Genomic DNA, 11,014 nt, shown 5'->3' with positions numbered 1-11,014 from the left:
TACTGGGTCAGTTTTCGGTCAGCGGCAACATGCACCTATCATCAAGATGCGATGGGCGCGCCCACCCTGCACGGCATGGAGACGGCTCAAACGCAGGATCACCAGGCATTGGCTGAACAGCAGCAGGCAGGCCACCAGTTGGCGGGGTTCCTGAGTGTCGATTAGCAGGCTGAGCAGCACGCCCAGTAGAAGCGGGAAGGCAAAGGCCAGCCGCCAGGGCGGGCGCCGGCCATGGATCAGCGGCAGGCTAACCGTGTAGAACGCCAGCGCGATAGACAGCAGCGTATTGGCCACCACATAGGTCAGCCACATCGAGGCCTGCCCGAACAGAGTGAAGCCGATGTAGGCCAGTGCATGGGAGAGCATGCCAAGCCCGGTGGTGAGCATGCCGTCGCGATGACGCAATTGGCCAACCAGGATCAGGCAGCTGCCCATGATCACGGCGACCAGCGCGACGGCTCCGAATAGTGTCTGGGTATGGGCGACCATATCGGCCTTCTGGCTCTTGAGGATTGCTTAACTCTAGTGCAATCCCCAGCCACATTGCTCGCGTTCGATCAGGACCACCAGTAGCGCACCATATGGAAGAACACCGGTGCGGCGAAACAGACCGAATCAAGGCGGTCGAGCATGCCGCCGTGGCCTTCGATCATGTGGCCCCAGTCCTTCACTCCACGGTCGCGTTTGATCGCCGACATCACCAGGCCGCCGGCGAAGCCGAGGATACACACCAGCAGTGCGAACAGAGCGGCCTGCCAGAACGCGAAAGGTGTGATCCAGCACAGCATGGCGCCGATCAGCGTGGCCAGGGCTACGCCACCGACAAAGCCTTCCACGGTTTTCGAGGGCGAGAGATTCGGCGCGATCTTGTGTTTGCCGGCCAGCTTGCCGCAGACGTACTGCAGCACGTCGGAGAGCTGCACGACGATGATCAGCCAGGCGATCAGCAGCAGGTTGCGCCCCTCGTAGCCGGGGATCTCCAGGGTCAGCAGCGCCGGCACCGAGGAGATGCAGTACACGGCGATCATCAGCCCCCACTGCACCTTGGCCGCCCGCTCCAGGTAGCGCGTGGTGTCGCCGCCCAGCGAGGCGAGGATCGGCAGCAGCAGGAACAGGTAGACCGGGATGAAGATGGCGAACAGGCCGTACCAGCCGAAGGCGATCAGCAGATACTGCATCGGCAGGGCGAAATAGAAGGCCGCCACCAGCGCCGGATAGTCGCTGCGCCGGGTCGGCGTCAGCGTCATGAACTCGCGCAGGGCATAGAAGGAGACGAAGTAGAACAGCAGGATCACGCCGTTGTTGCCGAACAGGAAGGCAATGCCGATTACCAGCACCATCACCCACCAGGCATTGATCCGCGCGTTGAGGTTGTCGATCACCGGGTTCGGCTGATCACCACTGCGCCGCTTGAGGACGAAGCCGACCAGGCTGGCCAGCAGGAGCAGGGCACCGATACCGGCGAACAGCAGCAAAGTGTTGTTATCCATCTCAGGCCTCCTCGGGTGCCAGTGCCAGCAGGGCGTTGCGTGCGCGTTCCAGGAAGGCGTCCTTGCTCTCGCCCTCGATGCGCTCCAGCGCTGCGCCGAAGCTCAGGGTGCATAACAGGGGTAGCGGCAGAGCGCGGCCCTTGGGCATCACCCGATTCAGGTTGGCGATCCACACCGGCACCAGCTCCACGTCGGGGCGTGCCTGGGCCAGGTGATAGAGGCCGCTCTTGAACGGCAGCAGCGGCTCGTCGCCGAGATTGCGCGTGCCCTCGGGGAAGATGATCAGCGAGTCGCCGCCATCCAGCGTATCGAGCATCGCCTGCAGCGGGTTGGCGCCTTCCTTGCGCTCGCGGTCGACCAGCACACCGTTGAACACCTTGTTGATCAGGAAGCTGCGCACGCCCGGCTTCTGCCAGTAGTCGGCGCCGGCCACCGGCCGGGTGCGCTTGCGCAGTTCCGGCGGCAGCGAGGCCCAGAGCAGGACGAAGTCGCCATGGCTGCTGTGGTTGGCGTAGTACAGACGTTGCGTCGCCTGCGCGGTACTGCCGAGCCACAAGGCTCGGGCACCGGTCAGCAGGCGAGCCGCCGAGGTGATGGCGAAAGCGGTCAATGCGGCGAGCATGGCGACTCCTTAAGCGAAAACGATGAAGAACCCGAGTGCGACGATGAAAATCTGTAGCAGCAGGCACAGCGCCTGTTTACGTAGCAGGCCCAGCGCACCCTGAGCGCGCAGGCTCCAGTCGCGGCCAGCCTGCTGCGCATTCTGCAGCCCCAGCTTCTGCAGTGCCTGATCCAGCACATGAGTCTGGCTGTCGAGCTGGTCGCCGAATTCGGCCAGGCGCTGGAACAGCTCGGCATCCAGCGCCACACGCAGCGCCCAGTATTTTTCGGTCAGGCCGACGATCAGCAGCGACGCACAGAGCAGCGCCAGGATCAGGCTTGGCGGTGCACCCAGCCAAGGCGCCAGCCCAAAGACCATGGCGACCACGCTCAGCGCGCTGGAGCAATGATCGAGGCTGCGCCCACGTCGCAACAGTGCCGCGACCAGCAGCAGATCAGCCTGCATGAGCGACCTCCAGCCCCGGTTGTGCATCGGCCATGGATTGCAGCGCCGCCAGATGCTGCGGGCCGAGCACGACCTGTGGCCGAGCCTGGCGGATCAGCTCTACGGCGGCCTCGACGTTTTGGCAGCGGCCACTGTGCAGCAGCCAGGCTGCCACGGCAGTGGCACTGCGCGAATAACCCAGGGCGCAGCACACCAGTAGCGGGCCGTTATGGCGCAGGCGTTCGATGGCCTCGGCGGCGCGTTGGCAGGTCAGCGCGTCGGGCGCCACCAGGTCCAGCGACGGCAGGCTGCAATAGGCCGGCGGCGTGCGTTGCAGCGGCAGTTCGGCGCAGAGGTCGACCAGGCTGGCAAACCCTTCGAGATCGTGCGTCGCAGGGAGTCGACCAAGGTGGATGCCCTCGAACACCTGGCTGGGCTTTGGCCGGCGATAGGTCCACAGCCGGGAGTTGATCCAGGCACCGAGCAGATAGGGTGCGAGCAATACCGTGGTGGCCGGACTGAGGCGGCCGTCGGCTTGCTTCTGGAAGCCGGCAGCGCCAAATAGCAGGTAGTTGAGCGCGACCATCGCCAGGGCAACCGTCGGCCAGTACAGCCAGAGCCAGGCGCCGCTCAGGGTAAGCGCCAGCGCCGCGCACGCCAGGGCGCCGAGGCTGTAACGCAATGCCAGGCGCCAACGCCGTGGATCGCTGCTCAGGCGCATCTGCCGTAGCGGCGTATCGCCCTGCAGCGGTAGCAGCCACAGGCAGAAGAAGCCGGTCAGCGCCCCGGTAGGCACGTCGATGAAGTGGTGTTGCCAGGTAGTCAGCACCGAGATGCCGATCAGCGCCATCCACCCGTGCAGCAAGCCGCGCCAGAACAGCCCGCGGGTGTGATTGGCGAACATCGCCCAGATGATCACCAGCAGGGTGATATGCAGCGAAGGCGCCTGGTTGAAGGGTTTGTCGAAGCCCATCAGCACGTCGAACATCAGGCCGAAGGTACCGTCCAGCGGCGGCCGCTCGAAGGTGAAGCGCAGCGGCCAGAGCAGGAAGCAGGCCACGCAGATGACCTGCGCGGCGAGCAGGCGCAGGGCGTGGCGATCCATCTCGCGGCGGCAGGCCGGCAGCAGGAAGGACAGGCCATAAAGCAGGTCGATCGACCAGTACGGCACGATGGTCCAGGGCCAGAGTGGGATCTGCGGCTCCCAGGCGAAGACCAGGCTACCGACGTCAGCGCGCTGCCCAGTGAACCAGTTGGCGAAGCCGTAGCTGGCGAAGAACAGCGGGCCGAGCACCAGCAGCCAGAGTACGCCGCGCTTCCACAATCCCTGTTCGCGCGCGCTGTCCATCACTTCACCCGTTGCGCCAGGGACACGCTGAAGATGCCCCATTGGTCGATGCGCTGCGCCACCTTGCGAAAACCTGCAGCCTCGACCAACTGATCCATCTCCGCCTGGCTACGCCGACGCATGACCCAGGCCAGGCCATCGCGGTGGCTGGTCAGAGCACGGGCGATCAGCTCCAGTTGCGGGTGCCAGGGCTGGCCGGTGTAGACCAGGTAACCGCCCTCCTCGACCGCAGCCGCCAGCCCGGCCAGCGAATCACCGACCATCTGGTTGCTGCCGAACAGTTCATACAGGCCGGAGACCACCGCCAGGGTCGGCTTGGGATCCAGCGCGGCGAGATCGTCACGGTCGAAGGCATCGCCTTTGACGAAGCGGGCGATATCGCCCAGGCCCTTCTGCTCGATCAGCGCATTGCCGTCACGCACGTTGATGTCGCTGTAGTCGCGCAGCAGGATCGCGTCGGGACGCTGCTCCTGGCCTTCCAGCGATTCGAGGATGTAGCGGCCATGGCCGGCGGCAATATCGACGATACGCACCGCCCTGTTCGCTTCACGCAGTTTGCTCATGGCCAGGCGCAGCAGCTCTTCGGCATGCAGTTTGCGCTGACGGATGCCGCGCCAGCCGATGGAGTCCAGGTAGTTCTGGTCGATAAGGCGGCCCAGTGCGCCCTTGCCGGTGGGCTGGTTGCGGTAGACGTAATCGAGGGTGCTGCCGGAATCGAAGCCGGTGTCGAAGCCCAGTTTTACCCCGGCCGATAGCGTGCTACCCAGGCGCATGCTGGCACGGGTGGCGCGCCAGTAGAGGTCGCGTAGCGAGTTTTTCGGCAGTGGTGCGGCCAGCTCTTCGGCTTCGGCGCAGGTGGCACCCAGGCGGTCGGCATCGAGCAGCGAGGGACGCGTCACCGGCTCCTCGAAGTTGCGCAGGATGAAGCGTCGCGCGCGGCTCAGGGCATGGGCGCGGTCACGTTCACCCAGGGTGTCGTGGAAGAAGCCCGGCAACAGGTGCTTTTCCTTGCGCAGGCTGCCGAGGCGCTCGAAAAAGTCTTCCTGTGGTTTGCGGTGGACGACGAAATCGGCGCCGGAGATCAGTAGCTGGGTCGGCACCTGGATCGCCTGGGCGTCGGCGACGATGCGGTCGGCGGCTTCGTACAGGCCGAGCAGCATGGTCACCGAGATCGGCCGGGCGATCAGCGAGTCGTTCTCGAAGGAGGCGATACGCTCGGGATCGTGGCTGAGGAACCTCGCCTTCACGTAACTGTTGACGAAGAAGTTGCCGCGCCAGGCGTGCAGCAGCTTCAAACCGGGGCGGGCGAAGGGCACATAGAGCTTGACCTTGAACGCCGGCGAGGCGAGCACCAGGCAGCGCACCCTGGGTGCGTAGTCGTGGGCCCAGGTGGAGATGATCACAGCGCCGACGCTCTGCGCCACCACCGCCAGGTCTTCTTCGGCGATGGCGTGCTGGCTGCCGATGTGCTCGACGAAGGTCTGCACGTCACGCACGCTGGTGGCGAAGCTCGGGCTGTCGCCGCGTGCACCGGGCGACAGGCCATGGCCACGGGCATCCCAGGCGAAGAAGTCGCAGTGCGGAAGATCCAGTTCGTCCACCAGGTGGGCCATGCGCCCGCCATGCTCGTGGCCCCGATGAAACAGCACTACGGCCTGGCGTGGGCCATCGGCAGGCGTCGTTGCCGGCCAGTGGCGGTAGCTCAGCTCGACGCCGTCATGGGTACTGAACGTGTACAGTTGTACGGGGCGCATGGAATCTCCTTATTCCGTAGGACAGCTCAGGCCACTTCGGCCAGGCCATGGCGAACGCGGTTGTAGAGGGTGTAGAGCAGCAGGGCGAGGATCAGGCCCAGCAACAGATTGATCCCCAAGGCTGGCAGCAGGCCTGTGGCGACGCCAGCGCCGATCACGCCGAAGCAGAAGGCGCGGTCACTCTTGCCCATCGGCCCGTCATAGCGACGTGAGGCGCCGACCATGGGCCCAAGCACGCCGGCGTATTCGCTGACCACCGCCATCACCACCACAAGGATCACCAGCAGCGGCGAGACGCCTGCCAGCAAGGCGAAGGGCAGATACAGGGCGCTGTCGGCGACCACGTCGCAGAGTTCGTTGAGGTAGGCGCCGAGCTTCGACTGCTGACCGAATTCACGCGCGAGCATGCCGTCGACGGCATTCAAGGCCATGCGCAGCAGCATCCACAGGGGGATCAGGGCGAACAGCCAGGTGATGTGGCTGAATGCGGCGAGCAGGGCGCCGAGCAGCACGGAGACCACGGCCGCGGTCAGGGTTACCTGGTTGGCGGTGACGCCACGGGCATGCAGGCGTTCGACGCCGGGGCGCAGCAGGTTCTGGAAAGCCGGTTTGAGCTGGTAGATCGACGGCATGGCAGCGAATTCCCTTTCTTGTCCCATCTTCGGCCATTGCCGCGGGCGAGACTGTGAACCCGTCGTGGTAGAGGCGGATTTATCGGCGGCATGTAGCCGCCGGAAGGCCAATAGCAGTCAGGCGTGAGCCACAACTTATACCCTGTTACGGGATTTTCCTAGCGCAGTGGATTCGCCAGGAAAATCAGCCAGATGCGAGCGATGATGGCGCTTTGCTTGCATTTGACGCACAGCTTATCCACAGATCAGACGGTTTCGCCTAGCCGGCTCAGTTGCGGCTCTTCGCCGCGCAGTTCGGTCTGTTGCTGGCGTACCCACTGGAAGGCGCGCTCGTTGAGCTCGGCGATGGCACGCGGGCCTTCGCCCTCGGCGTACATCGGTGCGCCGATGATCACCTGAACCGTTCCCGAGCGCTTGGACCAACCGACCTTGGGCCAGAACTCGCCGGCGTTGTGCGCGATGGGCAGCACCGGCAGGCCGGCATTCACCGCCAGGGCGGTGCCGCCGCGGGAGAACTTGCCGATCTGGCCCGGCGGAATCCGCGTGCCTTCGGGAAATACCAATACCCAGGCGCCCTGCTTGAGGCGCTCATCACCCTGCTTGGCCAGCTGCTTGAGCGCGGCCTTGGGGTTGCTGCGGTCGATGGCGATGGGTTTGAGCAGCGCCATGCCCCAGCCGAAGAACGGCACGCGCAGCAGCTCGCGCTTGACCACCTGCGACAGCGGCTCGAAGAAGCCGCAGAGGAAGAAGGTTTCCCAGGTGCTCTGGTGGTTGGCGAGGATCACGCAGGGGCGCTCGGGGATGTTCTCCACGCCGCGCACTTCATAGCGGATACCGACGATCACCTTGGCCAGCCACACGGCGCAGTTGCACCAGGCCTGGACGACGAAGCGGTAGCGCTGGCGGAACGGCAGCAGCGGTGCGACCACCAGGCTGATCAGGCACCAGAAGAACGAGCTGGACGACAGCAGCAGGTAGAAAAGCGTGACTCTGAATGCCTGCACTAGCGCCATGAACCTTCACACCTTATGAGAGCAGTTGATCGGCGACAGCCGCCAGATCATCGAATACCAGGGTTCCTGGCGGCAGTGGCTTGGCCAGGGTGCGTTCGCCCTTGCCGGTTTTCACCAGCACAGGCTGACAATCGACGGCCAGCGCGGCCTGCAGGTCACCGCTGGTATCGCCGACGAACCAGATTCCTGCCAGATCCGTGGCATAGTGCGCGGCGATCTGCCGGAGCATGCCTGGTTTCGGTTTGCGGCATTCGCAGCCGTCATCCGGCCCGTGCGGGCAGTGTACGATCAGGCCGACCTCACCGCCCTGCTCCGCCACCAGCTGGCGCAGGCGCGCGTGCATCGACTCCAGGGTCGCCAGATCGTAATAGCCACGGGCAATGCCGGACTGGTTGGTAGCCACGGCCACCGTCCAACCCGATCGCGACAGGCGCGCGATAGCAGTGATAGACGAAGGGATCGGTATCCACTGGTCAAGCGTCTTGATATAGGCGTCGGAGTCTTGGTTGATGACACCGTCGCGGTCGAGGATCAGCAGTTTCATGCAGCCACGCCAGAAGCAGAAATGGAAACGACCGCTGACCGCGAAAACCTTCGCGGCCAGCGCCTGGCGTCAGCCCAGTACCGAGATGTCCGCCACGCCAAGGAACAACCCGCGCAGGCGGGCCAGCAGGGCGTAACGGTTGGCGCGCACGCGTGCGTCTTCGGCGTTGACCAGCACCGCCTCGAAGAAGGCGTCAACCGGCTCGCGCAGACCAGCCAGCTTGGCCAGGGCCTCGTTGTACTGGCGGGCGGCGGCCAGGGGCTGTACGGCCTGGTCGGCCTGCTGGATGGCGGCGTGCAGGGCGAACTCGCTGGGGTTGTCGAAGTAGTGCGCCTCGACCTGTGCGGCGACGCCACCTTCGGCCTTGCTCAGCAGGTTCGACACACGCTTGTTGGCAGCGGCCAGGGCAGCGGCCTGCGGCAGCTTGCGGAAGGCCTGCACGGCCTGCACGCGCTGGTCGAAGTCCAGCGGCGAGGTCGGGTTCACCGCACGCACGGCCTGATACACGGCCACTTCGATGCCTTCGTCTTCATAACGCGCACGCAAGCGGTCGAAGATGAACTCCAGCACCTGGGCGGCCAGGCCTTCGGTCTTGATCTTGCTGGCGTACTGGGCGGCGGCGAAGTCGACCGCAGCGGCCAGGTCCAGATCCAGGCCCTTCTCGATCAGGATGCGCAGCACGCCGAGGGCGGCGCGGCGCAGGGCGTAGGGGTCCTTCGAGCCGGTCGGCAGCATGCCGATGCCGAAGATGCCGACCAGGGTGTCGAGCTTGTCGGCCACGGCCACGGCAGCACCGGTCAGGGTGCTCGGCAGCTCGGCGCCGGCACCGCGCGGCATGTACTGCTCGTTCAGGGCCAGGGCGACGTCCTGCGGCTCACCGTCGTTGAGCGCGTAGTAGTAGCCGGCGATACCCTGCATCTCGGGGAATTCGCCGACCATCTCGGTGGCCAGGTCGCACTTGCTCAGCAGGCCGGCGCGGGAAGCGCGCTGGGCGTCGCCACCGACTTCGCGGGCGATGAAACCGGCGAGCGCCGATACCCGTTGGGCCTTTTCAAATACCGAACCCAGCTGGGCCTGGAACACCACGTTGGCCAGGCGCTGGTTGAAGCCTTCGAGCTTCTGCTTCTTGTCCTGCTTGAAGAAGAACTCGGCGTCGGTCAGGCGCGGACGCACGACTTTCTCGTTGCCGGAGACGATCTGCGCCGGGTCCTTGGACTCGACGTTGGCCACGGTGATGAAGCGCGGCAGCAGCTTGCCGTTCGCATCGAGCAGGCAGAAATACTTCTGGTTGTCCTGCATGGTGCTGATCAGCGCCTCCTGCGGTACCTCGAGGAAGCGTTCCTCGAAGGAGCAGACCAGCGGCACCGGCCATTCGACCAGGGCGGTGACTTCGTCCAGCAGCGCTGGCGGCACGATGGCGCTGCCCTGCTCGGCGGCGGCCAGTTCGTCGACGCGGCGGCTGATGAGCTCGCGGCGTTCGGCGAAGTCGGCCAGCACGAAGGCACTGCGCAGGTCTTCGGCGTAGTTGGCCGGGCTGCTGATGCGCACGTCGCGGTTGGCGTGGAAGCGGTGGCCACGGGAGACGCGGCCGGCCTTCTGCGCGAGGATCTCGCAGTCGACCACGGCGTCGCCGAACAGCATCACCAGCCATTGGGTCGGGCGCACGAATTCGTCACGACGGGCGGCCCAGCGCATGCGTTTCGGGATCGGCAGGTCGTTCAGCGAGTCCTGCACGATGGTCGGCAGCAGGTTCACCGCCGGCTGGCCAGGGATGTGCTGGGCGAAACGCAGTTTCGCGCCGCTGCGGTCGATCTCGGCGATGTCCACACCGCACTTGCGGGCGAAGCCCAGGGCGGCCTGGGTCGGGTTGCCGTCGGCGTCGAAGGCGGCCTGGATGGGCGGACCGTCGAGGTTCATGCTGCGGTCGGCCTGCTGCTCTTCGAGCTGCTCGACCAGCACCGCCAGGCGGCGCGGCGCGGCGTACACGCGGCTGGCGGCGTAGTTCAGGCCGGCGGCCTTGAGGCCTTTCTCGATACCGGCGAGGAAGGCGTCACCGAGGCTTTTCAGCGCTTTCGGTGGCAGCTCTTCGGTACCCAGTTCGACCAGGAAATCTTTCGCACTCATGCTTGTGCCTCCAGCTTGGCCAGTACTTCGTCACGCAGTTCGGGGGTGGCCATGGGGAAGCCGAGCTTGGCGCGCGCCTGCAGGTAGCTCTGCGCTACCGCGCGGGCCAGGGTGCGCACGCGCAGGATGTACTGCTGGCGCGCGGTCACCGAAATGGCGCGGCGGGCGTCCAGCAGGTTGAAGGTGTGCGAGGCCTTGAGCACCATCTCGTAGGTCGGCAGCGGCAGCTCCAGCTCGATCAGGCGGTTGGCTTCGCTCTCGTAGAAATCGAACAGCTCGAACAGCTTCTCGACGTTGGCGTGCTCGAAGTTGTAGGTGGACTGCTCCACTTCGTTCTGGTGGAACACGTCGCCATAGGTCACGGTGCCGAACGGGCCGTCGGTCCAGATCAGGTCGTAGACCGAGTCGACGCCCTGCAGGTACATGGCCAGGCGCTCCAGGCCGTAGGTGATCTCGCCGGTCACCGGGTAGCACTCGATGCCACCGACCTGCTGGAAGTAGGTGAACTGGGTGACTTCCATGCCGTTGAGCCAGATTTCCCAGCCCAGACCCCAGGCGCCTAGGGTCGGCGATTCCCAGTTGTCCTCGACGAAGCGGATGTCATGGACTTCCGGGTCGAGGCCGATGGCCTTGAGCGAACCCAGGTACAGCTCCTGGAAGTTCTCCGGGTTGGGCTTCAAGACCACCTGGAACTGGTAGTAGTGCTGCAGGCGGTTGGGGTTTTCGCCGTAGCGGCCGTCGGTGGGGCGACGCGAAGGCTGCACGTAGGCGGCGTTCCAGGTCTCCGGGCCGACGGCGCGCAGGAAGGTGGCGGTGTGGAAGGTGCCGGCGCCCACTTCCATGTCGTAGGGTTGCAGCACCACGCAGCCCTGCTCGGCCCAGTAGTTCTGCAGGGCCAGGATCAGGTCCTGGAAGGTGCGCACGGCAGGCTTGGTCTGGCTCACGAAAAAATCACCTGTGGAGGCTTGCGAGGGAAAGCCGGGGAGTATATCGAAACTCGACGCAGGCCGCAGGGTACGGCATATCGGCATCATTCGCGGTTGATGTTGACTGTATTTATATCC

The 11,014-nt window shown here is 65.2% G+C and carries 11 protein-coding genes; all 11 read right to left on the bottom strand.

Annotated features, from left to right (window positions below):
• Positions 1–18 precede the first annotated feature (18 nt).
• Positions 19–489 (bottom strand): hypothetical protein, encoded by a 471-nt coding sequence (locus tag CXP40_RS17580; RefSeq protein ID WP_256579476.1) that lies wholly within the window; start codon positions 487–489, stop codon positions 19–21.
• 68 nt (positions 490–557) lie between these two features.
• Positions 558–1,490, bottom strand: a complete 933-nt coding sequence (locus CXP40_RS17575; protein ID WP_106734810.1) for a phosphatidate cytidylyltransferase — start codon at positions 1,488–1,490, stop codon at positions 558–560.
• 1 nt (position 1,491) lies between these two features.
• Positions 1,492–2,112 carry a 1-acyl-sn-glycerol-3-phosphate acyltransferase gene (locus tag CXP40_RS17570; RefSeq protein ID WP_106734809.1) on the bottom strand — a complete coding sequence of 207 codons (621 nt, stop codon included), beginning with the start codon at positions 2,110–2,112 and terminating at the stop codon, positions 1,492–1,494.
• 9 nt (positions 2,113–2,121) lie between these two features.
• Complete coding sequence (locus CXP40_RS17565) at positions 2,122–2,556, bottom strand: hypothetical protein (RefSeq protein ID WP_106734808.1); 435 nt, start codon at positions 2,554–2,556, stop codon at positions 2,122–2,124.
• Positions 2,546–3,883: a phosphatase PAP2/dual specificity phosphatase family protein gene (locus tag CXP40_RS17560; protein ID WP_177429692.1), complete on the bottom strand. Its 1,338-nt coding sequence runs from the start codon at positions 3,881–3,883 to the stop codon at positions 2,546–2,548. The genes CXP40_RS17565 and CXP40_RS17560 overlap by 11 nt, the downstream gene beginning before the upstream one ends.
• The gene (locus CXP40_RS17555; protein ID WP_106734807.1) at positions 3,883–5,637 is read right to left on the bottom strand and encodes a bifunctional alpha/beta hydrolase/class I SAM-dependent methyltransferase; all 1,755 of its coding nucleotides are present in this window, start codon (positions 5,635–5,637) and stop codon (positions 3,883–3,885) included. Before CXP40_RS17555 ends, CXP40_RS17560 begins: the two co-directional genes overlap by 1 nt.
• A 26-nt stretch (positions 5,638–5,663) precedes the next feature.
• Entirely contained in the window at positions 5,664–6,269 is a 606-nt protein-coding gene (locus CXP40_RS17550) for a CDP-alcohol phosphatidyltransferase family protein (RefSeq protein ID WP_106734806.1), read from the bottom strand.
• A gap of 245 nt (positions 6,270–6,514) precedes the next feature.
• A complete protein-coding gene (locus CXP40_RS17545) occupies positions 6,515–7,282 on the bottom strand; it encodes a 1-acyl-sn-glycerol-3-phosphate acyltransferase (protein ID WP_106734805.1) in 768 nt (255 codons plus the stop codon).
• A 13-nt stretch (positions 7,283–7,295) separates the two neighbouring features.
• Complete coding sequence (gene gmhB, locus CXP40_RS17540; protein WP_106734804.1) at positions 7,296–7,826, bottom strand: D-glycero-beta-D-manno-heptose 1,7-bisphosphate 7-phosphatase; 531 nt, start codon at positions 7,824–7,826, stop codon at positions 7,296–7,298.
• 69 nt (positions 7,827–7,895) lie between these two features.
• On the bottom strand, positions 7,896–9,950 hold the full coding sequence (gene glyS / locus CXP40_RS17535) for a glycine--tRNA ligase subunit beta (protein WP_106734803.1): 2,055 nt from the start codon (positions 9,948–9,950) through the stop codon (positions 7,896–7,898).
• Positions 9,947–10,894: a glycine--tRNA ligase subunit alpha gene (gene glyQ / locus CXP40_RS17530; protein ID WP_017676289.1), complete on the bottom strand. Its 948-nt coding sequence runs from the start codon at positions 10,892–10,894 to the stop codon at positions 9,947–9,949. The genes glyS and glyQ overlap by 4 nt, the downstream gene beginning before the upstream one ends.
• Positions 10,895–11,014: the final 120 nt, after the last annotated feature.

The organism is Pseudomonas sp. YY-1 (genome assembly GCF_002843095.1).
Classification (GTDB): Bacteria; Pseudomonadota; Gammaproteobacteria; order Pseudomonadales; family Pseudomonadaceae; genus Aquipseudomonas; species Aquipseudomonas sediminis_A.
The sequence above is the reverse complement of the archived record's forward strand: the minus strand, read 5'-3'. Positions and strand labels throughout refer to the sequence as shown.

Coding starts and splice junctions, on each gene's coding strand:
- CXP40_RS17580 (WP_256579476.1), bottom strand. CDS start 489: ATGGTCGCCCATACCCAGACACTATTCGGAGCCGTCGCGCTGGTCGCC.
- CXP40_RS17575 (WP_106734810.1), bottom strand. CDS start 1,490: ATGGATAACAACACTTTGCTGCTGTTCGCCGGTATCGGTGCCCTGCTC.
- CXP40_RS17570 (WP_106734809.1), bottom strand. CDS start 2,112: ATGCTCGCCGCATTGACCGCTTTCGCCATCACCTCGGCGGCTCGCCTG.
- CXP40_RS17565 (WP_106734808.1), bottom strand. CDS start 2,556: ATGCAGGCTGATCTGCTGCTGGTCGCGGCACTGTTGCGACGTGGGCGC.
- CXP40_RS17560 (WP_177429692.1), bottom strand. CDS start 3,883: ATGGACAGCGCGCGCGAACAGGGATTGTGGAAGCGCGGCGTACTCTGG.
- CXP40_RS17555 (WP_106734807.1), bottom strand. CDS start 5,637: ATGCGCCCCGTACAACTGTACACGTTCAGTACCCATGACGGCGTCGAG.
- CXP40_RS17550 (WP_106734806.1), bottom strand. CDS start 6,269: ATGCCGTCGATCTACCAGCTCAAACCGGCTTTCCAGAACCTGCTGCGC.
- CXP40_RS17545 (WP_106734805.1), bottom strand. CDS start 7,282: ATGGCGCTAGTGCAGGCATTCAGAGTCACGCTTTTCTACCTGCTGCTG.
- gmhB (WP_106734804.1), bottom strand. CDS start 7,826: ATGAAACTGCTGATCCTCGACCGCGACGGTGTCATCAACCAAGACTCC.
- glyS (WP_106734803.1), bottom strand. CDS start 9,950: ATGAGTGCGAAAGATTTCCTGGTCGAACTGGGTACCGAAGAGCTGCCA.